This is a genomic window from Cellvibrio sp. KY-YJ-3, assembly GCF_008806955.1.
GTDB lineage: Bacteria > Pseudomonadota > Gammaproteobacteria > Pseudomonadales > Cellvibrionaceae > Cellvibrio.
Window position 1 is genome coordinate 2,218,011 of record NZ_CP031727.1, and the last position, 23,949, is coordinate 2,241,959.

At 49.7% G+C, this 23,949-nt stretch carries 23 protein-coding genes and 1 riboswitch; of the genes, 11 read left to right on the forward strand and 12 right to left on the reverse strand.

The features are described from left to right. Positions 1-120: 120 nt before the first annotated feature. From fis to D0B88_RS09440, 9 genes are all read right to left on the reverse strand, one after another. The gene (gene fis, locus D0B88_RS09400; protein WP_007644099.1) at positions 121-414 is read right to left on the reverse strand and encodes a DNA-binding transcriptional regulator Fis; all 294 of its coding nucleotides are present in this window, start codon (positions 412-414) and stop codon (positions 121-123) included. Next, positions 411-1,400 (reverse strand): tRNA dihydrouridine synthase DusB, encoded by a 990-nt coding sequence (gene dusB / locus D0B88_RS09405; RefSeq protein WP_151056739.1) that lies wholly within the window; start codon positions 1,398-1,400, stop codon positions 411-413. The genes fis and dusB overlap by 4 nt, the downstream gene beginning before the upstream one ends. A 230-nt stretch (positions 1,401-1,630) precedes the next feature. Continuing rightward, positions 1,631-2,593, reverse strand: coding sequence for a transporter substrate-binding domain-containing protein (locus D0B88_RS09410; protein ID WP_151056741.1), 963 nt, complete (start codon positions 2,591-2,593; stop codon positions 1,631-1,633). Between the two features lie 58 nt (positions 2,594-2,651). Beyond that, entirely contained in the window at positions 2,652-4,217 is a 1,566-nt protein-coding gene (locus D0B88_RS09415) for a DUF3426 domain-containing protein (RefSeq protein WP_151056742.1), read from the reverse strand. Between the two features lie 119 nt (positions 4,218-4,336). Then, complete coding sequence (gene prmA, locus D0B88_RS09420; protein WP_151056744.1) at positions 4,337-5,218, reverse strand: 50S ribosomal protein L11 methyltransferase; 882 nt, start codon at positions 5,216-5,218, stop codon at positions 4,337-4,339. A gap of 93 nt (positions 5,219-5,311) precedes the next feature. Further along, positions 5,312-6,652 (reverse strand): acetyl-CoA carboxylase biotin carboxylase subunit, encoded by a 1,341-nt coding sequence (gene accC / locus D0B88_RS09425; RefSeq protein WP_007644083.1) that lies wholly within the window; start codon positions 6,650-6,652, stop codon positions 5,312-5,314. A gap of 74 nt (positions 6,653-6,726) precedes the next feature. Beyond that, positions 6,727-7,191: an acetyl-CoA carboxylase biotin carboxyl carrier protein gene (accB, locus tag D0B88_RS09430; RefSeq protein ID WP_007644081.1), complete on the reverse strand. Its 465-nt coding sequence runs from the start codon at positions 7,189-7,191 to the stop codon at positions 6,727-6,729. Positions 7,192-7,254: 63 nt separating this feature from the next. Further along, on the reverse strand, positions 7,255-7,692 hold the full coding sequence (gene aroQ, locus D0B88_RS09435; RefSeq protein WP_007644079.1) for a type II 3-dehydroquinate dehydratase: 438 nt from the start codon (positions 7,690-7,692) through the stop codon (positions 7,255-7,257). A 319-nt stretch (positions 7,693-8,011) separates the two neighbouring features. Continuing rightward, entirely contained in the window at positions 8,012-9,808 is a 1,797-nt protein-coding gene (locus tag D0B88_RS09440; protein WP_151056746.1) for a protein-disulfide reductase DsbD, read from the reverse strand. 187 nt (positions 9,809-9,995) lie between these two features. Here D0B88_RS09440 and D0B88_RS09445 point away from each other — a divergent pair, with 187 nt between their 5' ends. Then, positions 9,996-10,727: a hypothetical protein gene (locus D0B88_RS09445; protein WP_151056748.1), complete on the forward strand. Its 732-nt coding sequence runs from the start codon at positions 9,996-9,998 to the stop codon at positions 10,725-10,727. A 42-nt stretch (positions 10,728-10,769) separates the two neighbouring features. Here the strand turns inward: D0B88_RS09445 and D0B88_RS09450 are convergent, their stop codons facing one another. Further along, positions 10,770-11,141, reverse strand: a complete 372-nt coding sequence (locus D0B88_RS09450; protein WP_151056750.1) for a YidH family protein — start codon at positions 11,139-11,141, stop codon at positions 10,770-10,772. 92 nt (positions 11,142-11,233) lie between these two features. Further along, the gene (locus D0B88_RS09455; RefSeq protein ID WP_151056752.1) at positions 11,234-11,638 is read right to left on the reverse strand and encodes a DUF1801 domain-containing protein; all 405 of its coding nucleotides are present in this window, start codon (positions 11,636-11,638) and stop codon (positions 11,234-11,236) included. 13 nt (positions 11,639-11,651) lie between these two features. On the opposite strand from D0B88_RS09455, the gene D0B88_RS09460 reads away from it, so the two are divergent. Together D0B88_RS09460 and waaA are read left to right on the forward strand one after the other, a co-directional pair. Then, entirely contained in the window at positions 11,652-11,858 is a 207-nt protein-coding gene (locus tag D0B88_RS09460) for a tyrosine-type recombinase/integrase (RefSeq protein ID WP_304487087.1), read from the forward strand. Positions 11,859-11,904: 46 nt separating this feature from the next. Beyond that, positions 11,905-13,182 (forward strand): lipid IV(A) 3-deoxy-D-manno-octulosonic acid transferase, encoded by a 1,278-nt coding sequence (gene waaA, locus D0B88_RS09465; protein WP_151056754.1) that lies wholly within the window; start codon positions 11,905-11,907, stop codon positions 13,180-13,182. 104 nt (positions 13,183-13,286) lie between these two features. Here waaA and D0B88_RS09470 read toward each other — a convergent pair whose 3' ends face one another. Next, entirely contained in the window at positions 13,287-14,660 is a 1,374-nt protein-coding gene (locus D0B88_RS09470; RefSeq protein WP_151056756.1) for a TolC family outer membrane protein, read from the reverse strand. A gap of 578 nt (positions 14,661-15,238) precedes the next feature. Here D0B88_RS09470 and nhaD point away from each other — a divergent pair. From nhaD to D0B88_RS09510, 8 genes are all read left to right on the forward strand, one after another. Continuing rightward, positions 15,239-16,495 carry a sodium:proton antiporter NhaD gene (gene nhaD, locus D0B88_RS09475; RefSeq protein ID WP_007643072.1) on the forward strand — a complete coding sequence of 419 codons (1,257 nt, stop codon included), beginning with the start codon at positions 15,239-15,241 and terminating at the stop codon, positions 16,493-16,495. A gap of 181 nt (positions 16,496-16,676) precedes the next feature. Continuing rightward, positions 16,677-17,912 (forward strand): sodium:proton antiporter, encoded by a 1,236-nt coding sequence (locus tag D0B88_RS09480; protein WP_007643071.1) that lies wholly within the window; start codon positions 16,677-16,679, stop codon positions 17,910-17,912. Between the two features lie 69 nt (positions 17,913-17,981). Next, positions 17,982-18,091, forward strand: a riboswitch (TPP riboswitch). Positions 18,092-18,168: 77 nt separating this feature from the next. Continuing rightward, positions 18,169-18,981 carry a bifunctional hydroxymethylpyrimidine kinase/phosphomethylpyrimidine kinase gene (thiD, locus tag D0B88_RS09485; protein WP_151056758.1) on the forward strand — a complete coding sequence of 271 codons (813 nt, stop codon included), beginning with the start codon at positions 18,169-18,171 and terminating at the stop codon, positions 18,979-18,981. Positions 18,982-19,037: 56 nt separating this feature from the next. After that, positions 19,038-20,966, forward strand: coding sequence for a phosphomethylpyrimidine synthase ThiC (gene thiC, locus D0B88_RS09490; protein ID WP_007643067.1), 1,929 nt, complete (start codon positions 19,038-19,040; stop codon positions 20,964-20,966). A gap of 81 nt (positions 20,967-21,047) precedes the next feature. Further along, entirely contained in the window at positions 21,048-21,671 is a 624-nt protein-coding gene (locus D0B88_RS09495; RefSeq protein WP_007643065.1) for an NUDIX domain-containing protein, read from the forward strand. Between the two features lie 162 nt (positions 21,672-21,833). Next, positions 21,834-22,322 carry a DUF1249 domain-containing protein gene (locus D0B88_RS09500; RefSeq protein ID WP_007643063.1) on the forward strand — a complete coding sequence of 163 codons (489 nt, stop codon included), beginning with the start codon at positions 21,834-21,836 and terminating at the stop codon, positions 22,320-22,322. A gap of 243 nt (positions 22,323-22,565) precedes the next feature. Further along, positions 22,566-23,348: a 3',5'-cyclic-AMP phosphodiesterase gene (cpdA, locus tag D0B88_RS09505; RefSeq protein ID WP_040392304.1), complete on the forward strand. Its 783-nt coding sequence runs from the start codon at positions 22,566-22,568 to the stop codon at positions 23,346-23,348. 6 nt (positions 23,349-23,354) lie between these two features. After that, entirely contained in the window at positions 23,355-23,927 is a 573-nt protein-coding gene (locus D0B88_RS09510; protein WP_151056760.1) for a YqiA/YcfP family alpha/beta fold hydrolase, read from the forward strand. The last annotated feature ends 22 nt before the right edge of the window (positions 23,928-23,949 follow it).

Here is a 23,949-nt window from a genome sequence, read left to right on the forward strand (position 1 = left end):
TCGTAAAAAAGATGAAGTCGTAAAAATGGAATCGGCTAAAAAGCAAAAGGGGTGGAAACGAATCACCACCCCTTTTTGATTTGCGCTAGGGTTTTTAACCTCCCAAGGCGTAGTAAAAAATTACAGAAGGCCGTATTGCTTTAATTTTTTACGCAGTGTGCCACGGTTCAAACCTAACACTTGTGCCGCGCGAGTTTGGTTGTGACGGGTGTATTTCAAGACGATTTCCAGCATCGGTGCTTCTACTTCTGCCAATACCATTTCGTAAACATTACTGACGTCTTGACCGTCGAGGTGTTTGAAATAATTTTCAACGGCTTGCTCTACGCAGCCGCGCAGCGATTGAGCTTGTACTGGTTGAGCGGGGGCAGCTTGTGCTGGAGTTGCATCAGCAAAGAAAGTTGCGGTATTCATGCGGCTTTTTCCTCTTTCGTAAGCAGCTGTTCAAAGAAATTTTGAATGCTGGTTTGTTGTTCTTCTGCGTTATCTATAGCGTTAAAGGTTTTGCGAAATTCATCGCTGCCAGGAACCGTATGCAAATACCAACTCGCATGTTTGCGAGCGATACGCGGGCCCATAAACTCACCATAAAAACGGTATAACTCGCGCAGATGGCTAGATAAAATATCCCTGACTTCAGTCAAAGATGGTTCGGGTAATTGCTCACCGGTTTGCAGGTAATGCGCAATCTCCCGGAAAATCCACGGCCGCCCTTGAGCGGCTCGTCCAATCATCACCGCCGCGGCACCGGTGTAATCCAGTACGGTTTTGGCTTTGTGCGGTGAATCTATATCGCCATTGGCAAATACCGGAATTTTCACGGCATTGACTACGCTGGCGATGGTGTCGTATTCGGCCGCGCCGGCAAAAGCATCGGCACGGGTGCGGCCATGTAAGGCCAGTGCTTGTATGCCGGCATCTTCCGCGATGCGGGCGATACGAATGGCATTGCGTTCTTCGGTACTCCAGCCGGTGCGAAACTTCAGCGTGACTGGAATATCTACTGCGCTTACCACGGCTTGCAAAATATCGGCGACCAGTTGTTCGTCTTTTAGCAGCGCAGAACCAGCGGCTTTTTTACACACCTTTTTGGCCGGGCAACCCATGTTGATATCGATGATCTGGGCGCCATTGGCGGCGTTTAAACGCGCTGCTTCGGCCATCATCTGCGGGTCGCCACCGGCAATTTGCACGGCTATAGGCTCAACCTCGCCAGTGTGATCCATACGCAGGGTGCTTTTGCGACTACCCCACAAGCTTGCATCGGCGGTGAGCATTTCCGATATCACCAAACCCGCGCCCAGTGAGCGACACAATTGACGAAAAGGCCGATCAGTCACACCTGCCATAGGTGCAAGGATGATTTGGCTGTCGATAGTGTAGGGACCGATACTAAACACGTGATTGGGTTGTCGCGATTGTGCTCATGCCGGAAACTCCGGATTTAGCCTAGGTAAAGCCGCACAAAAAATGAACTATTGGCCTGCTTCAAAGGGGCGCCATGATACCCGTTTGGGGTGGGGTTGGGAACGCAAAAAATACAAAAAACGGCGTTTTTTTGAGCGATAAAAACAGGCTTTTTTAGTGATTTTGGGTTGCAAATAAACGCGATTTGGGGCAGTGCGACTGCTTACTCTGGGCTGAGGGGATCATGGAGGTAGATTTCGTAGTTGTGAGGTAAGTTTTTGACCAATGGATTGCTCAGTTTGAATATTCTGCGCTGGTTTAGTTTGGCTTGCTCTATGCCTTTTCCATGGCGGCTGCGCCAGAGTTGATGAAAAGAGCCGTCTGCATAGGCGATTTCCAAGCCCTTTTGGATGCGAGCTAGCAAGGCTTTATTGCCTTTGTGGGTAAAAAAGAATTTGGGCAAGGGGTAATAAAGGGCTATTTCCTGGTCAGCAGTGAGCCCCAGGTTGCCTTGAAACTGCTGCTCAAAAGCCATTTCCATCGGTGCGCGGCAGAAAAAATCGACTCGCCCTGCTTTGGTCATACGGAACAAACTAATCACGCTATTGGATTCAACAACGTTCAGGCCGTTGGCGCGGAGAATCTTGCTGTCTGACCAACCTATACCGGAGCCGAAGGTGTAGTTTTTCAGATCATTGAATTGGCTAATCGGTTTTTTTCTGTTTTGCAGTTCGTCGCGCGCAAAACAGACTCTGTAGCTGAAAGCGCCCAAGTCCAGGGGGAAGGGGATGTAACTTAAATTTTGTTTCTCGGGTAGTTCGTCCTCGTAGCTCATTTGCAGTACGAGATTGGGGTAAAGGTTGTGGCTGAGGCTCACCAGTGTTCTGGCGCGATTCATAGGAGGGATACCGCGCAATTCATATGGGCCAAATTCAGCGACGGTTTTGTCCAGCGCTAAGCGAAGTACTTCCACTTCGTGCAGTGAGCGCTCGCTACTGCCCAGCTCGGGTAACTTATGAGTGACTAGCAGTGGGCTAGAGGCTTTGAGGTTGTTGTCAGCAAGCGCAAGGTTTGTACAGGTGAAGACGTAGACCAGGGTGGCAATGAGGATCTGTAGCACCGGTAGTAATCGATATACATGCAGAATGGGGTGTTTCCAGATAAAGGGGGGATTTGAATACGGCATTGCACTTCCCCCCTTTTTTTCCACTAACGCTTAACTACTGGAGTTCAATCGACAGCTGCTAGGGAATGTAAATGCGATAATTCACAGCTTCTGTGCCAGGGTCGACTATATCCAGTGTGATATAGACCTTTTGGTTCTGCGGCATTAAATCTTTGCCGGCCAGTTCGCCTCCCAGATAATCTTTTGGGGTGAAGCGGCGGGAGGCAACGAGATTGTTGTCCAGATCACTGAAGATTAGCACCAGATCCGGGAAGGGTTGGTCGAAAGGGGCGCTGTTAACCAGCATTACATCAACAGCCAGTGCATTCTCTGCATCGGGATGTTCGCGTACTACCAGATTGGAGGTGGTAATTTGCTTGGTATCAATCAGTGTAGGTAATTCGCAGCCAAGGTAAGGGCAGGCGAACAGGTAGGCGGTACGGTAGGGTTCAATACGGCTCAGCGAGTCGAACTTGAACCAGGCAATCTGCACTGCCAATGCGATTAACCCCAGTAAGCTCAGTGTTGTCCAAAGCTTGCGCTGGTACCAGCGGCGCATGCTTTTGGCTGTGAATTCAATCGGCGCCGGAATAATATTCATCAAGAGTGCGGCGCGGGAGCCATCATAGGCGCGAATTTTGGGTTGGGTTTTAACTTGGCGTTTATTGTTGTCTTCGCTTGCGGCAGCTTCTTCTCCGATTGCTGCTGTATTCGCCGCCATTTCGTCGCGAGCGTTTATGGCGGGTTTGAACCCCTGATGGCTGGGAATTTGTGCCAGCTCATCGCTAAAAACCAGCTCATCGGAGGGCGGTGTTTGTTGTTCAGATTCCCCGATAAGGCTAAACACCAGCTTGGGTGCTGCCGGTTTACTGGTGCCAGTTTCCTGGTTGTCTTGCGCTAAATAGTGCTCGGTACTGTGGCTGGCAAGCAGTGCTTCATCGGCCAATTCCTCGTCGGATTTGGGGCGCGCTATGCCTAATTGCGGCTCCTCTTCTTCCTCGTCTTCAATCAACATTTCCGCCCAGGATTCATCGGCATCCTGGATCGCCTTATCTTCATTTTCGGGGCGGATCTTGCGCTCGAACAGTGAAACATCGGTTGTCGGTTTTACGTCGATATCCATAAAACTATCAAACTCGTATTTGTTCTCACTTGCTGATGGCTCTTCCATGTCATCGCTGATCAACATGTCATCGCCATCGTCGAGCTGAATCGGTTTAAAGCTGCGGACCGGGCTCGCTGGTTTTTCCACCGGTGGGGATAAATGCTTCGCAGTACTGAAGTCTGGCTTTTTCAGTTCCATCGTGCGTGTGACCGGCGCAGTTTCTGGTTGCGCTTGTACTGTGGGGGCGGCATTACTTGTGAGTATGGGTTTTTGCAGTTGCGGTTTAGGTTGCTGGGCTGTGATTGTTGCAGTGCTCGCGCTACCTTGAGTGGCCGCCATTGCCGGTGTTGCTACAGTGTTTGGTGCCGCAGGTGGGGTTTTGGGTTTGACGTCAACCAAATATTCCTGCGCTTTAAAAACATTCAGACAAGAGCCGCAGCGCACTGCACCCTTGGCGGATTGCAGTTGGCTTTGGGTTACACGAAATGCAGTTCCGCATTTCGGGCAGCGGGTGATCATTTGGTTGTTGGCGGAGGTCATGTCTGTGGGCTCTTAAACCTGTCGGATCAATCTGTTGAATAGCACAGTGTAGCTTTTCACGCGCCATGCGGTAAATTGCGACGCGAGACCGGTTTCAGGTTCTCGTATCGCAATGCCAACTATCTCACCTTTGTGGCGGTCAAGCGCACCCATTCTTCTTGTTCGGCGATGGGGGCAAATTCGAACCAGGGCTCGTAGGCTGCCATCACCGATTGAGCTTGCACCGATAAAATACCGGATAAGCACAGTTTGCCGCCTACTTTGGTCATGGCATTTAATGCCGGGGCCAGCTCCGCCAGTGGGCCGGCGAGAATATTGGCAAGCATCACATCCACCTGCACATCAGGGCAGTTGGGTGGCAAATAGACGGGCATGGCGTCTGCCGGCAGATTATTGCGCTTGGCGTTTTCTGTGGTGGCGAGCAGTGCTTGCGGATCGATATCGATACCGATGACTTGTTTGGCTCCCAGCAATAAGGCGGCGATACCTAAAATGCCAGAGCCGCAGCCGTAGTCGACGACATCGAGCCCGTTAAAATCTTGCTGGTCAATCCACTGCATACACAAAAATGTGGTGGGGTGGGTGCCGGTGCCAAAGGCGAGGCCTGGGTCGAGCATCAGGTTGACCTTATCTGGCTCGGGCGGCTGTTGCCAGCTTGGGCAAATCCACAAGCGTTCGCCGCAGCGAATCGCGTGATAATTGGTCATCCACTCGCGCTCCCAATCTTTGTCCTCCAGCTGTTCCCAGTAGTGTTCGGGCAGCGGGTTGCCAAAGCGTCGCTCGGCTATGGTGATTGTCTTGGCGGTATCAATTTCCGCGTCAAACAGGCCGGTGATTTTCACGCTGTCCCACAGTGGCGTTTCGCCCAAACCCGGCTCGAGAATGGGTTGATCGGCATTGTCTTGCAAGGTGACCGATGCAGCACCGCACGCCAATAGGGAATCTTCAAGGGATTCGGCGTAGCGACGTGAGGTGATAATTTTGAGTTGCAGCCAGGGCATAGGAATTCTGCTCTTGGTGATAAAGGAATCTGATTTTCGGGGGCTAAATGTAAAAGGGCGCGATAAATCGCGCCCTTTGATCACTGGCTGATATTACTCAGCCAATTTTTTCTCAAGGTAGTGAATGTTCACGCCGCCTTTACGGAATTCAGTATCGCGAACCAACATCTGCTGTAGCGGAATATTGGTGCGAATACCATCCACAATGGTCTCGTCCAGCGCGTTGCGCATACGGTTCAAGGCGATCTCGCGGGTGTCACCAAAGGTGATGATTTTGGCGATCATTGAATCGTAGTTTGGTGGCACTGTGTAGCCGTTGTACAGGTGAGAATCCACGCGTACACCCAAGCCGCCGGGGGCGTGAAAGCCTTTGACCAAACCAGGGCAGGGCATAAAGGTTTTTGGGTCTTCAGCGTTGATACGACATTCAAACGAGTGGCCGCGAATAATCACATCGGACTGCTTGTATGAAAGCGGCAAACCTGAGCAAACGCGAATTTGCTCTTTGATCAAATCGATGCCGGTTACCATTTCTGAAACCGGATGTTCCACCTGGATACGGGTGTTCATCTCGATAAAGTAGAAGCGGCCATCCTCGTACAAAAACTCAAAAGTACCGGCGCCCTTGTAACCAATATCGATACACGCTTTTACACATGCGGCGTAGGTTTCCTCGCGGATTTCTTGTGGGATGCCGGGTGCGGGTGCCTCTTCCAACACTTTTTGGTGGCGGCGCTGCAGTGAGCAATCACGATCACCCAAGTGGATGGCATGGCCCTGGCCGTCAGACAGGATTTGTACTTCTACGTGACGCGGGTTTTGCAGGAATTTCTCCATGTACACAGTGCCATCGCCAAATGCTGCTTTGGCTTCACCCTGGGTAACATGGATGGAGCTGATCAGCGCTGCTTCGGTGTGTACTACGCGCATACCGCGACCACCGCCACCAGCTGCCGCTTTGATGATAATAGGGTAGCCAATACGTTTGGCGATTTTCATGCACTCTTCGGGGTCTTCTGGCAGTGGGCCGTCGGAACCCGGAACCGTAGGCACGCCAGCTTTTTTCATCGCTTTAATCGCTTCTACCTTGTCGCCCATCATGCGAATAACCGCAGGATCCGGGCCGATAAAGGTAAAACCGCTGTTTTGCACGCGCTCGGCAAAATCGGCGTTTTCAGCAAGGAAACCATAACCCGGGTGAACTGCTTCCGCGTCAGTGATCTCCATGGCGGAAATAATCGCCGGAACGTTCAGGTAGCTTTTGGGTGACGGGTTTGGCCCGATACACACCGATTCGTCCGCCAGGCGAACGTGTTTTAAATCGCGGTCAACCTGTGAGTGAACAGCAACAGTCTTGATGCCTAACTCTTTACAGGCGCGCAACACGCGCAACGCGATTTCGCCACGGTTGGCGATCAAAATTTTATCGAACATAAACCAAATCCTCAGCGATTAGTGAATAGGTCGCCCGCGCAAAAAAAGGGGCGTGCGACAGCCACAACAAATGGTTAGGCAATAGTCACTAGAGGCTGGTCGAATTCAACGGGGCTGCCGTCTTCAACCAAAATGGCTTCGATCACGCCAGTCTTGTCAGCTTCGATTTGGTTCATCATTTTCATCGCTTCAATGATGCAAATGACATCGCCCGCTTTAACGTGTTTGCCCACTTCAATGAATGAAGGTGAGCCTGGGCTTGGTGAGCGATAAAAGGTGCCAACCATGGGTGATTTTACCAAGTGGCCAGAGGGGGCCGCTGCAACAGGGGCAGCAGCAGGTGCGGCGGCTGCGGGGGCCGCAACGGGTGCCGCCGCTGCGGGAGCGGGTGCCGCAAAGCCTTGCGGTGCAGTGAAGTATTGAGTAGTGCCACTGTTGCGTGCGATACGCACAGATTCTTCGCCCTCTTTGATTTCCAGCTCGCCGATATTGGATTCTTCGAGCAGCTCGATCAATTTTTTAATTTTGCGAATATCCATAGTGTCCTCTTTGGCAACATTAGGTTGTTGGTTGATATTGAATTTGGCCCGATAAATAGGGTGCTATTTGATCAGGGTGAAAGCAGCTTGCAGCGCCAGGTCGTAACTGGTGGCGCCAAATCCACAGATGACGCCTTGGGCGACATCAGAGAAATAGGAGTGGTGGCGGAAGGCCTCGCGCTTGTGCACGTTGGATAAGTGCACTTCGATAAACGGAATGCCAACGCCAAGTAACGCATCGCGCAGTGCAACGCTAGTGTGGGTAAAGGCGGCGGGGTTGATGATGATGAAATCGACACCTTCTTTGCGTGCATCGTGAATGCGATCAATTAATTCGTATTCGGCATTGCTTTGCAGGGTTTGCAGGTGGTGGCCGGCATCAAGCGCGGTTTGGGTCAGTTTACGGTTGATGTCTTCCAGTGTGGTGGCGCCATAGATGCCTGGTTCGCGCAGCCCTAAAAGGTTCAGGTTGGGGCCGTGAAGTACCAAAATGGTTGCCATTGACTGTGATCCTGCAGTGATATTCTGTTTTTGTGCGCGAACTCACCAATATCTGGCGAGTCTCGGCCTGTCTGGATTGAAAGTGAGAAGAGTTTGCCGCAAAAACCGGGATCTGTCCACGATAGCAGCGAAATTTTGTTGAGTTGGCAGAAAATGCCAGCATGATTGAAGAAGTTAGTCAGGGTGATGCTAAAAAGCGGCACTTAAATAACACTTTTGCATGATTATCCCCGCATCATGCCCCCACGATAGCGGCACGATGCGGGAAGTTTTGTAAAGTTGACGGTAAGTGCTGCTAATTTCATCAAAAAGTATGAATCTATGGCCTATCTTCGCCTTTCAAGGTGTTGATAACCAACTCTTTGGTGAGTAGTTGGGGTAATAACTGGCCTTTGCCCGCGTGGTTGGCCGGAAACCAGAGGTATAGAGGAACGCCGCTGCGGCCATATTCTTGCAGTAACTCGGTAATTTTGGGGTCAGTATTTGTCCAGTCACCTTTAATGGTTGCCACATTAAGCTCATCAAATACGGCTTCCACAGCAGCTGTGTCCAGTGCGATTCGTTCATTGGCCAGACAAGTGAGACACCAATCTGCCGTCAGGTTTACAAATACCGGGCGGCCTTGGCTGCGTAAGTCCGCCAGTAGTTCGGGGCTGTAAGGTTGCCAGCGTCCTTGGGGCTGCGCTTGGTTGTTTAGGGCGGGTGTTTGGAAAATGAATGCAAGAGCGATAATCCAACTGGCCACAATCGCCAAACGGCGCAGCCAAAGCCATAAACCGGTGGTATGGCGGCCTGATAACCAGCAGCCAAAAGCAATCAGCACGGCGCCAATACACAAACTTGCCATGCCGTTAACGCCTGTCTGGCGACCATAAACCCAGAGTAACCAAATTGCGCTTAGGTACAGGGGGAAAGCTAGCAGCTGTTTCAGGTTGTCCATCCACACGCCAGGTTTGGGTAGGCGGTTAGCCAAGGCAGGCAGGTAGCACAAGAGCAACAGCGGTAGTGCCATACCAAAACCCAGTGCGGCAAAAACAGCAATACAGACCAGCGGTGGTTGTGTGAGCGCAAACCCGAGTGCGGCACCCATAAACGGAGCGGTGCAAGGGCTGGCAACTACGGCCGCCAATACGCCGGTAAAAAATGAACCGCTCAAGCCAGACTTTTGTGTCAATCGCTGGCCAGCGCCCATCAAACTACCGCCAAAATGAATCAGTCCGGACATGCTCAAGCCCATCACAAAAAATAAATAGGCCAGTGCGGCAATTAACCCGGGCGATTGCAATTGAAAGCCCCAGCCCACCGCTTCACCACCTTTGCGTGCCAGAATCAACGCGATGGCAAATCCCACAAAACAGACCACAATACCCAGCGTGTAAACCCAGCCATGCAGTGCTAACCGGCTGCGATCGGCAGACGCAAGGCTCATCACCTTAATGGATAGCACCGGAAAAACGCAGGGCATCAGGTTCAGAATCATGCCGCCTAACAAGGCGAGCAGCATGGCTTGCAGTAGCCAGTTTGAATCTGTTGTCGGTGTGTCGGTAGTTGCCGGAGTTGTTGGGGCTATTAATGGTGCGGTGGGGATTTGCTCCGTCACGGTCAGTGCAACAGGGTCAACTCTCAAGGTAAGTTTTTGTGGTGGATAACAGAGGCCAGCATCGGCGCAGCCTTGGTATTCCAGCTTCAGCGTAAAAGATTGTTGAATTGCGCTGATATCAAATGTCGCACTGACTTGTTGGTAGTGCACCATGGTTTCGCGCTCAAACAACTCGTCATACTTCATCTTGCCTGGGCTATAGATGGGGGTCAGCGTAATGGCTTGATCGGCTTTAAACTTAAAGCGCTCTTCATAAAGGTAGTATTTATCTGCAATAGTCCAGCTTAATGTCAGCCGTTCGCTGGAAATCTCGAAGCTCGGTTTGAATGCCTCGGCAACCGGCAAAAATTCATCCTGTGCGCCCAGCAGGCTATTGCTGTTGTTAGTGCTGGTGTTTTTAGCAAAGGGATCCTGGGCATAAGCAGGCGCAGCAAATGAGATAACACTGGCGAGCAGCAGGGCGATGACGCCAGTGCAGCTCGGGAATTTGATAAATGGGTGGCGAGTCTTTTGCATTCTCATATACATGGAAACGTATCTTGATCAAATTGGCTGGGGAGTGCCCAGGTTCTGGTGTCCTTGGGCGCGACTTACAGTAACATACGCAGCCTTCTAGACAATCGGTAATCGCAATCATTCTATGCGATGTTCGATTTTTCTAACGCAACACACAACTCATCTTTCAGTACAGAGAAAAGGCGTTATGTTTAATTTTGTTGGTCGCAGTGCATTGTGTATGGCAGTGTTTTTCAGCCTCAGTGCCTGTCAGCTTCCTTTTTATGCGAATCAGAAAAAACCCGCTCCTGTAGCACCTGCGCCAGTAGCACCACCGGTTCCGGTGATCACCAAAGAGCAGCAGGTGGTTCGCATGCTGCTACTTAACGGGGAGTACACCCTGTCGCGCGATCAATTGCTCACGCCTGCCAATGACAACGCTTATGATTTTTTCCATGCAGTGTTAAAACTCGAGCCCAACAACCAGCGCGCCAAGGGTGGGTTGCAGGGCATCGTTATGCGCTATGTAGATCTGGCTCGTCAGGCTGCAGCCCGCGGCAACTACACCCAAGCGACGACCATGCTCAACAATGCCCGCATCGTCGACCCGAACAATTTGTTAATTAAGGAGGTTTCGGCGGCGCTTACCGAGCAAATTAAATCCGCGCCACCCGTAGAGCCTTATCGTGGCGGTGCCAATGAATTTTTATTAGAAGCCAGCTTGCTGGGAAAAGATGATCCGCAAATATTGGCGCGCATCAATGAGATTGCACAACAGCTCAAAGCAACGAATAGCCTGGCCATGATTATCGCCCGCAGTGATGTAGAGGGGCGCTGGATCTATCAAAAAATGCGCGACGCCTTGCCGGGCTATCGCGTGCGTGGCGACATTAAATTAGGCGGCCCACCGCGGGTGCAGCTGGTGCCATCGGCGCAATAATTTCAATTTAAAAGAGCGCATTGGCGCTCTTTTTTCTACCTGCTAAGTTCGACCGGCATAAAGCCCTGTGATCAATAAAACACCGAGCAAAGCAATCAGTAAATTAATAGCCATGCCCCATTTTGCATTATAACCCGCGGGATATTCTTGAGTGTTTAGCGTTTTGAGCACGGAGCTATATTGTTTCGATGAATAAGTCGCAGCAATCACACCCAAAAGAATAAACGCCAGTCCAATCCAAAAAGTTGTAATGGCTTCAATAGAATTACTTTGCTCAGGTGCAAGCACGCGCATCAGCAAACCAGCTCGCTCCACTAAAAATCCAAAAGCAATCAGCGCCAAGCTGGTCCTGTTCCATGCAAGCAGGGTTCGTTCTGCAGCGAAAAGAACACGAGGGTCTTTTAGGTCTGACATGGTATTAATCCTGAGGTGAGGGCATCACAATTTCATGTGAAATATTTTTTTGTAAGGCATGTCAGATATAGCAAAGTAGCAACGGTTTGTCGCTACGCGCCGAGCAGGGGGAGGTGTTTAATCTGGTGATACTTTAGTGCCAACTCAATGCAGTGCTTTAATGGCAGGTGGTTAATGTTCGTATTCAAAGGAATCAATATCGCTCGCTTACCCTCATACACAAATTCCGTGCGGTATATTTCTTTGAACGTTTCAACCAATCGTGTCTGGCAGTGAAAAAATACTTTGATTGCATTTGGATCTTTCGGTTTCCAGTCGATTCGAATCGCACTACCACTCTTAACCAGGTAACTCGCTTCGCCCCACTTAAGCGTTTCTTTAACTTCCCCCAATTTATTTTCAGCAGCCACCATCAAAATGAGTTTACGCACTTGCTCTAGTTGCTGCTGAACGTCCTTTGGGTAGCTATCGAACTTGGCTTTAATATCTGGGTTCATGTAGTCACTGCCTGTGGAAAGTTCACATGCATCTTGCCACACATTTCGTCATGGTTTTGCTACGCAGCTTTTGGTTACTGGTTACGATATTCGTACAGTACAAGAATTGTTGGGTCACAGCGATGTGAAAACTATCGAGATTATACCCATATACTCAACAAAGGTGGTCTTGGTGTGCGTAGCCCGTTGGATATTTAGTGGCGGCGTCCGTCACTTTTAAGAGGTGATTTGTTATGCTGAGCGCCGTTTAGCTTAGTGGATCAATCATGCGTACTTTATATACCGGCCTGTTTTACTTTTTGCTTCCTTTTATTTTATTGCGCTTGTTGTGGCGCGCTATGGCGGCTCCTGCTTATGCGAAGCGCTGGGCGGAGCGGTTTGGTTTTTTCTCGCCGTTGGTTACCAATAAAAAAGTAGTGTGGTTACATACTGTTTCAGTAGGGGAATTTTTAGCGGCGCTGCCGTTGATTCGTCGCCTGCAGGCTGATGCGAGTTTGCAGTTAGTGATTACAACGACCACGCCTACCGGTTCGGAGCGTGTGCGCAGTGCGTTGGGTGATTCTGTATTTCATGTGTATGCACCTTATGATTTGCCTGACGCTCTTTGGCGATTTTTACGACGGGTAAAACCCGCGTTGTTTTTGGTGATGGAAACAGAGCTTTGGCCGAACACTCTGGCGGCGTGTGCCAAGCGAGCGATTCCTTCATTGCTGATTAATGGGCGCTTGTCTGAAAGGTCGGCGCGCGGTTATGCGCGTTTTTCGGCGTTGACCAAACCAATGTTGGGCGACCTCTCATTGGCGTTGATACAAAATACGGTGGACGCGCAGCGGTTTATTGATTTGGGCCTGCCCAAGGCTAAAGCGGTAGTGACTGGCAATATTAAATTTGATTTGTTTTTGGGGGATGAATTGCGCGGTCAGGCGCAACAGTTAAAACAACAATTGTCTGCGCAGGGGCAGCGCCCGGTATTGATCGCGGCCAGTACGCATCAAGGGGAAGATGAAATAATTCTCGACGCATTTGCGCAAGTGCGTGCCAGTAATTCAGCTGCAGCGCAACGGGCGGTATTAGTGTTAGTGCCGCGCCATCCCGAACGTTTTGAGCGGGTGGGGCAGCTGTGCAGTGCTCGTGGTTTTGAGTTGGCTCGCCGCAGTGAACAGCAGTGGTCTGACTCCGCCGATATATTGCTTGGCAATACTATGGGTGAATTGCTCTTAATGTTTGGTGCGAGCGATATGGCGTTTGTGGGTGGCAGCCTGGTGCCTAATGGTGGGCATAATTTTATCGAGCCAGCGGCCTGGGGTTTGCCCTTACTCAGCGGTGAGCATCTGTTTAATTTTGCGGAGGTGGCGAGTTTAATGACGGAGGCTGGCGCATTAGTGCGAGTTAGTTCGGCAGCGCAGTTAGCACAGGCGTTTTTGCAATTGATTGATGATAAATCCAAGCGCGAGCGGTGCGGTGCGGCAGCTTTAAATGTTGCCTTGGATAACCGTGGTGCCCTGGATAAAACCTGTTCTCTTATTCAACGCTATATTGAGTAGGGCGGCAGCGCGACGTATGGCGCTGATAAAACATAGGTTCGATAAAAACAAAAATGCCAGGCAAAAACCTGGCATTTTTTTGGAGCATTTGTACTCGGGCAGGCTTAGTTTTCGTATTGGCTACGGTTTACTAATGCGTCGTCCAACAGCCACTTATCAATTTCCTGCACGTCAGCAGGCGTGAGCATACCGGCTACTTCGCGCAATTTAATGGTATTGATTACGTAGGTGTAGAGCGCATCGGAATAGTTGCGGCGCGCTTGATAAAGGTTGCGCTGGGCGAGCAATACTTCTACCAGGTTGCGAGTTCCCACTTCATAACCGGATTGGGTTGCTTCCAGTGCAGATTGGTTGGAGACAATCGCCTGCTTGCGTGCCTGAACGTTGGCGACATCGGTTTCTACTGACAAGTGCAGGGCACGAGTGTTTTGAATCACGTTGCGCTGGGTACTGTTGTAAAGCTCTTGTGCCTGGGTGTATTGCGCATAGGCTTGACGGCTGCGGCCAGAGGTTGCGCCTCCACTATATATAGGTACATCAAGACGCAGTGAAATGGTTGTTCCATTTCTGCTGATGTCACTTGGCCCACCGGTTTGCCCACCATTATCGCTGTCCGATTCGCTATCGGAATAACCCAGGTTAGCGCCCAATGTTGGCAAATGGCCCGATTTGTTGGCTTTGGCAAATTGCAACGATGCATCAGCTTGTAGCTTGGACGCTTTCAGGTTGTAGTTGTTCTGTAACGAGAACTCAACCCAGTCGGCGCGGTTAGAGGGTGTAGGTGCAACGACCGGGAACTTGGGAGATAGGGGAGCAACCTGGTCTTCCGGTTTACCGGTCAGTACTTCAAGTGCTTCGTAATTGATACTTAAGTTGCCGCGTGCAACCAATGTGGCTGCGCGTGCGCTGTCAAAAGCAGCTTGGGCTTCGTGCACTTCAGTGATTGCAGTCAAGCCCACATCAAAGCGCTGTTTGGTTTGCTCCAGCTGTTTAGCCAAGGCTTTTTCTTCTGCGATGGTTGCTTCCAGGGTTTCTACTGAACGCAATACATTGAAGTAGGCTTCTGCCACGCGCACAATCAGGCTTTGTTGGTCGGCACCGTATTGCGCTTCGGCTTGTTCACTCAGCTTCCCACCTTGTTTGTAGCTGTACCAGTAGGACATGTTGAACAAGGGTTGGCTCAGCGAGACTTCCCAGCTTTTACCATCGGTATCATTTTTGAGGCTGGTATTGGTCAGATTGTCAGTGGTTTCGATATCGGAGTTCGAGATCTGGGCGTTGGCATTGATCTGCGGCAGCAAATTGGAGCGGGCGATAGTTTTATTTTCAAGGCCTGCTTCATATTTAGCTCTGTCGGCTTTTAACTGGGCGTCATTTTGCAGTGCGAGTTCGTACACATCCAGCAGGCTATTGGCGCTGGCAGTAAAAGGCGTTAGCGAAAACAGGCTAACGAGTAAGTAGAGCTTGGTCTTTTTCATAGAGGTTTCCAAAGTCCAGAGTTTAAGAATTCCAGTTCAGCATCCGCAGTATTTATTGCCTGAGGGCGCAATTAAAAACGGATGTAAGCACAAATATACAAGTTGCGTGGAGTTTAGCCGCTTGCTGTCTTGGGGTCGAGAAATGAACAAGGGTTCAGTGGTTAAAAAGGGTAAAACGTTAGTGCCGCAACAGGAAGTTACAAATGTAAGCGGGGTTCCTGTGTTTACCTTTCTAAACCTGCCGGACGCTATATTGGCGAGTTCAATTAGCCCAAGTAATTCCTTAGATGCAATAAAACAGCATACAGATTCACTGTTCGCAAAATTGTTAGTTTGTGTTTATACCGTTGGTAGGTCCTAAATAGGTCATTTTTGGCGAATATCACCTCTTACGCAGAATGTTTGATTGCTTCGCCGCAGGCCAACTTTTATCATGCGCGCCCATTTGCACTGTGCCGGGTTTGGGTAAAACCCTCCTTCATGCCGGGCCGAATCGTTACTTGTCAGTTACAAGTCCTTCGATACGATGTTGGTCTGTTGCCTTGCTGCCGATTTTTTAACTACCAAAAGGGTCTTTTATGACTATGTCCATTGAAATCGTATTGGTGATCTTTGCCGTACTCGCCCTGCTTGGGGTGGTGTTCGAGGAAGTTATCCATATCAATAAAGCCAAAACTACTTTGTTTTTCGGCAGCTTGTCGTGGTTGGTGATGTTCATGTTTGCCGGTGATCACGCACACCAGGAAGTGATGCTGGAAAAGCTGAATCACAACCTGTTGGAGATTGCGACACTGTGGTTGTTCCTTATGGCGACCATGACTTTTGTTGCTTACCTCAATGCCAAGGGAATAGTGCAGTCCGTCGTGCAGCGCCTGTGCCCCGCACAGATGAGCACCCGCAGTTTGATGATATTGGTAGCCTTGTTTGCCATGACACTGTCAATGGTGTGCGACAACGTGACCGCAACCTTGGTAACGCTCGGCTTGGTGCATGCTTTTGATGTGGATCAGCGCACGCGCATCAAACTCGCGGTGTTGGTTGTTTTTGCGGTTAACTCTGGTGGTGTTGCCTTGATCACCGGCGATGTCACCACGCTGATGATCTTCCTCTCCGGCCATGTGACAATGCCGCAACTATTACTGCTTTGGGTTCCGGCGATTGTAGGGGTCATGGTATTAGCGGGATTGATGTTCCCTGGTGTGTCCGGCCAAGTTGCTACAGAAAAAGATGCCCGCACCTTTACTGGCATGGATTGGGCGATTGTCGGCACCTTCTTCAGCACCATTGCCTGCACCATGTTATTCAACTTTTTCTTTGGTGTGCCGCCGGTACTGACCTTTTTGGTGGGGCTGTCAATTATGTTCTTTATTGGCCATTTTATGGACATGGACCCGGAAGAAACGCGTATTTTGGAATATGTACGTCAAATCGAATATGAAACCCTGTTGTTCTTTCTCGGGATTTTGTTATTGGTCGGTATGCTCAAAGAAATTGGCACCCTGGATTTGCTCACCAATTTCTATGCCCAGTTGGCTCCGCAATACGCCAACTACTTGATGGGCTTGTTCTCCGCCATGATCGATAACGTGCCCCTGACAGCAGCGCTTCTCAAATCGGAGCCCGTGTTGCAAACACCCGAATGGTTGGCGTTGACCTATGGCGTAGGTGTGGGTGGTTCATTGTTGGCAATTGGCTCTGCGGCGGGAATTATCGCTATGAGCAAAGTGAAAGGGCTAACCTTTGGTGCATTCTTGCGCTATACCCCCTTTGTATTTATTGCGTATACCTGTGGTTATGTAGTCGCTTTGACATTGGCCAATGTAGTATTTGGTTGATCGCCAGGAGCGGTGCTGAAAAACCGGAGCTTTGACTCCGGTTTTTTTATGGGCGATCGAAAACCCGCAAGGGGTAAAAAGGGTACGAATTTACACACAATTTATAAAGTTATTTCACGCCAGCTGTCAGCATCCGCACATTCTTTGCTTTAACATTTTTTCACTTTTCTGCGGAGCACTTATGTCGTCATTGGATATCGCCAAGCTCGACCTCATGTATGTCGGGATCATTATTTTTACCGGGCTGTTAGGCGGTGTGATCGCCAAAAAAATAAAGGTACCCGACATAGTCCTTTTTTTGCTCATCGGGATTGGTTTGGGGCCCACCATCGGCGGGGTATTGCATGTGCCAGCTGACTCAACGATGAATCAGCTAATTCTCACCATCGGCGCTTGTTATCTGCTGTTTGAAGGCGGGGCAACGCTGCGTTTTGCTGTGTTAAAAGAAATATGGATTTCATTAGCGGTGATCGCTACCTTCGGTGTATTAATTACCGGGGCGATCATTACCTACGCCGGCGTCTGGTTGGGCATTCCTATTGGTGTTGCACTGGTGTTAGGGGCGTTGACGGCATCCACTGACCCCGCCACTCTGGTACCGATTTTCAAACAAGTCCCGATTAAAGATCGGGTATCACAAACGGTTATGAGCGAGTCAGCGCTCAATGATGCCATGGGTGCGATTGCGACATTTGCAGTGGTGGCTTATGTGATGGGAACCGGCGAGGGGTTTAGCTTGACTCACTCCCTGGGGGAGCTGGCGTATGAGGCTGGCATGGGCTTGGTGTTAGGGGCGATTGTTGGCTACAGCGCCGCGTTTTTAATGGCGCACAACAGTTTTGGTATTTTTCGCGAAGTGACGCCATTTGTGATTATCCTGGCAGTTATCACCGTCTATTTGCTGGCCGACAAAATCGGTGCCTCCGGTTTTATGGCGGTATTTACCTGCGGTGTGATGATCGGCAACAAAGAGACATTTAATTTGCCGCTCGATGATCATGAACACGAGTATCTGGAAGATTATGTGGGTAATACCGCGCTATTAATGCGTATGTTTATCTTTATCCTGCTGGGCTCGCAGGTAGATTTCCACTTGCTCAAAGAATACTTGGGTGTTGGTCTGGTCCTGTTGTTTATTTTTATCTTTATCGCCCGTCCCCTGACGGTATTTATTTGCGCAGGCCCTGACCGTCGTGCCAAGTGGACATGGAAAGAGTTGGTATTTATGAGTTGGACCCGTGAAACCGGGGTAATCCCGGCAGCGCTGGTGGGTATTCTGGCTGGCATGAAGGTGCCGGGTATCGATGTGGTCGGTGCAATCACCTTTATCTTTATTCTGGGCACCATTTTGATCCAGGCTCCAACCACTGCACTGTTGGCAGGGAAATTGGGCTTATTGAAATCCCAGGAAAAATAACCTCACCGGTAGGGGCGCAGCAAGCGGCGTCCCTACCTTTACTCTGCAGCTTAACTCCAATAGACTGCGGTTTTCTTGTCGGGGTGCTTTTTGTTCGCTGTATGCGGGCAACGAGGCTGAGATATACCCGCCGACCTGATCCGGTTAGTACCGGCGTAGGGAACGAGAGCCTCCAGTTTTTGCATGCCTATTAAGTGTGCCTTGGTTATTTCTCTCCTTTCCGCGCTTTACTGTTTTTACTCATTGCGGAAATTTAATGAACCCTCACCTGCAGACCCCTATAGCCCTGACCATTGCTGGTAGCGACAGCGGCGGTGGTGCCGGTATTCAAGCGGATCTAAAAACCTTTTCCGCGCTGGGAGTATTTGGTACCAGTGCCATCACCTCGCTCACTGCGCAAAATACTATGGGGGTGCAAGGTGTATTGCCTATTCCTCCGGCGTTTGTGCAGCAGCAAATTCATTCGGTATTGAGTGATATCAATGTCGGTGCGATCAAAAGTGGCATGTTGGCAACAGCGGAAATTATTGCAGCAGTGGCTGAATCCCTGAGTGCTTACCCACAAATTCCTTTTGTACTGGATCCGGTAATGGTCGCCACCAGTGGCGATAGATTATTGGCAGAAGATGCAATCCACACACTGATTGGAAAATTGCTACCACTCGCTACGCTGGTTACTCCAAATTTGCATGAGGCGGCGGTATTGTTGAACACGCGCATGGCGCAAAATCGTGAGCAGATGCAATTGCAAGGTGAACAAATTATTGCCTTGGGCGCGCGCGCGGTATTGATGAAGGGCGGGCACACCGATGGTGAGGAAGCAACCGATTTATTAATTACCCCGACGGGCGTTGAAGCTTTTTCTGCGCCGCGGCTAGCCACTAAAAATACCCACGGAACCGGTTGTACTTTGGCATCGGCAATTGCCGCTGGTTTGGCCAAACAATTATCACTCAGTGACTCGGTCAAACAGGCAAAAAATTATTTACATCAAGCCTTGGTGCACTCTGAAAAATTGCACATAGGGCAGGGCTCAGGCCCGGTTCATCACTTCTATTCTTTTTATTAAATCACGTTCTATTATCCAAATTTATTTAAATACCTGATTAAGACAAGGCCACTATTATGAATACCAGCGTCGAAAAAATTCTCAGCCAAACCGCCGAAGTCGATAAAGCTTCGGTACAGCCCTTTACTGGCTCACAAAAAATTTATGTGCAGGGTTCGCGCGCGGATATTCAAGTGCCCATGCGTGAGATTACGCTCGCTGATACTCCGACTGATTTTGGCGGCGAGAAGAATCCACCAGTGCGTGTCTACGACACTTCCGGCCCTTACACCGATCCTAACGTAAAAATTGATTTGCGCACCGGTTTGGGCGATGTGCGCACCGCCTGGATTGAAGAGCGCAATGACACTGAGGTATTGGAAGACAGTCACTCTGAATTTACTAATGCGCGCCTGAACGACCCCAAATTGGCGAGCCTGCGTTTCAATCTCACCCGTAAACCGCGCCGCGCCAAACCGGGCATGAACGTATCGCAAATGCATTACGCCAAAAAAGGGATCATTACCCCGGAGATGGAATATATCGCCATCCGCGAAAATATGGCGCTGGCACAAGCACGTGAATTGAGTGTAGATCCTCAATATAAAGCTTTGGGGCAGCAGCACAAAGGCATGAGTTTTGGTGCAAGTATCCCCGATGAAATCACTCCGGAGTTTGTGCGCGATGAAGTGGCGCGCGGCCGTGCGATTATCCCTGCAAATATCAATCACCCGGAATTGGAGCCGATGATTATCGGGCGTAATTTTCTGGTGAAAATTAACGGCAATATCGGTAACTCGGCATTGGGTTCATCGATTGAGGAAGAAGTAGAAAAACTTACTTGGGGTGCACGTTGGGGCGCCGATACGGTAATGGATTTGTCTACCGGCAAAAATATTCACGAAACCCGCGAGTGGATTATTCGCAACTCGCACGTGCCTATTGGCACTGTACCTATTTATCAAGCGCTGGAAAAAGTAGACGGTGTTGCGGAAAATCTTACCTGGGAAATTTTCCGCGATACTTTGATTGAACAAGCAGAACAGGGTGTGGATTATTTTACGATTCACGCCGGTGTATTGCTGCGCTACGTGCCGCTCACCGCTAAACGTGTGACGGGCATTGTATCGCGCGGTGGTTCGATCATGGCCAAGTGGTGTCTGGCGCATCACAAAGAAAATTTCCTTTACACCCATTTCGACGAAATTTGCGAAATCATGAAAGCCTATGACGTTAGTTTTTCATTGGGTGATGGGTTGCGCCCTGGTTCGATTGCTGATGCAAATGACGAAGCGCAATTTGGCGAGCTGGAAACGCTCGGTGAGTTAACCAAGATTGCGTGGAAACACGATGTGCAATGCATGATTGAAGGCCCGGGTCACGTGCCTATGCACATGATCAAAGAAAATATGGACAAGCAATTAGAAGTCTGTGACGAAGCACCTTTCTATACGCTTGGCCCATTAACGACGGATATAGCACCGGGTTACGATCACATCACCTCAGGTATTGGTGCTGCCATGATCGGTTGGTTCGGTTGTGCAATGCTTTGCTATGTAACACCCAAAGAGCATTTGGGTTTACCGAATAAAGATGATGTAAAAGAAGGCATCATCACTTACAAAATTGCAGCGCACGCTGCCGATTTAGCGAAAGGTCATCCGGGTGCACAATTGCGCGATAATGCGTTATCCAAAGCGCGTTTTGAATTCCGCTGGGAAGATCAATTTAATCTCGGTCTTGATCCAGATACTGCCCGTTCTTATCACGATGAAACCTTGCCAAAAGATTCAGCAAAAGTTGCACACTTCTGCTCTATGTGTGGCCCGAAATTTTGCTCGATGAAAATCACCCAGGAAGTGCGCGACTACGCGGCAAAAAATGGCACTGATATTTCGGTGATTGGCGATCAGGATATTATCAAGATGATCGATGTCGAAGCGGAAATGAAACAAAAATCCAAAGAGTTTTTGGAAGCAGGCGCTGAGATTTATCACAGAGTTTAAATCAGCGACCAGGCTTTAAATCCCCTGCTCCCCTTTGGGAAAGGGGAGCAGGGGATTTAAATAATCAATAAGACTTTATCTATGATCAAAAAACCCGAATTCACTCGCGCGGATGTGGAAATCATTCGCCGCGAAGAAATGTACAAACGTTTTTTCCGTGTAGAAAAAATCTTTCTGCGCCACAAATTATTTGATGGTGGCTGGGGCAAGGAGATTGGTCGCGAATTATTTGTGCGCGGTGAAGCAGTAGCAGTTGTGCTTTATGATCCAAAACAGGATTTGATCGGCATGGTAGAACAATTTCGTATAGGTGCCTTGGATGAGCCTAACGGCCCTTGGTGCTATGAAGTGGTTGCCGGCATGTTGGAGGAGGGCGAGTCGCCAGAAGAGGTTGCGCGGCGCGAGCTAATCGAAGAGGCAAATATAGTACCTTATGCGATGGAGTATATTTGCAATTATTTATCCAGCCCCGGCGGCTGCGACGAGAAGTTACATTTATTTTGCGGCTTGTGTGATCTCAGTGAGGCCGGCGGTGTTTTTGGTTTGCCAGAGGAAGGTGAAGATATTCGCGTTCATGTACTAGCCGCTGATGATGTTTTCGCAGAGTTATTAAACGGTGCGTTTAATAATGCCGCCGCGTTAATTTGTTTGCAGTGGTTGCAAATGAATCGCAACCGTTTGCGTTTGCAAGTTGCTGCAGAATAAATTTTTCTTGCCATTGACTTAGTCCTGTCTGTGACTAACACTTCTCTCAGGGTGAAAAAGAATGTGCGCCCGGGCAATGGTGCGATATCACCCGCATGGTGTAATAAATTATTCGTTTTAATCCGGTACTATTTCGTCCGGGACTACTTTAATCAGGTCTCTATGTTTACATTGCGTGTTGCCAAGGCTCAGCCCGAGTACGTTACTTACAAAGAGCGTTACAAGGTTGATTTACCTTTGCAAATGGCGGAGTGTGAGGCAAATTATGCACGCTTGACGAAATTAACCGCGCCTGTTGAGGCCGATGAAATTCGGTTTATGGTTACTCGTGCAAATCAACAGTGGTTACATTTATTAAGAGTCACCGAGCGCTCCCCCTACACCACCACTCTGGAGCTGAGCCGAACAAGTGTGGGGCAATCATCGCAATGGCTCTCCATGCCCAAACTTACTCTGCGTATGTATCACGATGCCAAGCTTGCTGAGGTATTGGCGTGGGAGGGGCACAAACGTTTACGTCCCCGTTACGACTACCCCAACCAATCCATGTACCAAAGTGATGAAAAATACCAACTAAACCGTTTTTTGGGGGAGTGGTTGAATCTTTGTTTGGAGCAGGGGCACGCGGTTGGTGAACTCGCCTCTTTTTAAAAGAGTGTCGATCAGGTCACAGTGACGCTCAAGTTTTACACTTCTTGGCCTTCGATCATCTCATTTTTCTTTTTTGATACTGGCGTGATAACTCCCTTGCGTATATTGTTGCTGTTAATATCGCTATTAGTTTGACGTCTCAGTCATCGTGACAGGTCGTCAAAGTCCGATGATCTGTTCAAACCCGACAAAAATAACCCAATCACCAAAGAAAACCCGACTATCAAAGGATGAGAGCCGCCAGTGCGTCTGATTCAGATAACCGATTGCCATTTGGGAGCGCAGCAGAGCGAATCCCTTCTGGGGCTTAATACTGACCAGAGTCTTGATGATGTTTTGCAGCTGATTCAAACCTCTGAGGTTGGTTTTGATCATCTTTTGTGTACTGGCGATGTGGCCAGCGAAGCGCATAGAGATTGTTATCAGCGTTTTGAAACCAATATTCGCCGCTACTTCTCCCAGCCTATGAGCTGGTTGCCTGGCAATCATGACTCAGCGGAATTGATGGCCGCCAATCAGGAGCGCCTTGGCATTCAAAGCCGTTTGGTGATGTTGGGGCAGTGGGTATTGGTTTTATTGGACTCCAGTGTGCCCGGACAGGTTTACGGTCAGTTGGCTGCCAGTGAACTGGATTTTCTTGAGCATGCCTTGCGTGCGCATCGCGATAAACATGTGATTATTTCCCTGCATCACCAACCAGTGCTGGTGGGGAGTGTATGGATCGATCAATACATAGTGCGCAATGCCGATGCCTTCTTCCAGCTGATTGATGCCCATACGCAGGTAAAAATTGTGACCTGGGGGCATGTCCACCAAGAGTTCCAGCAGCAGCGCAAAGGTGTCACCCTGCTGGCCACGCCTTCAACTTGTGTGCAGTTCAAACCCAAGTGCGATGATTTTACAGTGGATACCCAAATGCCTGGTTATCGCTGGTTTGATCTGCGTGGTGACGGTAGTTTTGATACGGGTGTGCTGCGCGTTACTAACAAACAGTATGTGATTGATTATAAATCGGCAGGTTATTAATCCCCCATGGCGGCATTGGTGTACATCCATGGGTTTCTGAGTTCCCCTCTCTCCTTTAAAGCGCAGCAAACGGCGCAATGGCTCGCGCAGCAGCACCCGGAAATCAGTTTCCACTGCCCGCAACTCCCCCCTTATCCGGCGCAAACCCAGCTGCTGCTGGAGGCATTGGTTGAATCGCTTTTGCCTGAGCCTGTGTATTTAATGGGAAGTTCACTGGGCGGTTTTTGGGCGACCTGGCTGGCAGAAAAATATAACTTGCGTGCGGTATTGATCAACCCGGCGGTGCGCCCGCAGGATTTTATGCCCGCCTATTTAGAGGTTGACCTGAAAAGTTATCACACCGATGATAGCTACCGCTTATGTGCGCACCACATAGATGAAATTATCGCTGTGGATATAGCTCCCTCGCGCCTACAGAATTATTGGCTATTGGTACAAACGGGCGATGAAACCCTCGATTACCGCAAGGCGGTACAAAAATACGCAGGTTGCAAACAAACAATAGAGGCGGGTGGCGATCACTCCTTCCAGGGCTTTGAACGGTTTTTTGCTGACTGCATGGATTTTTTTAATCACTAGGCTTTTTTTAACGACTCAGCTT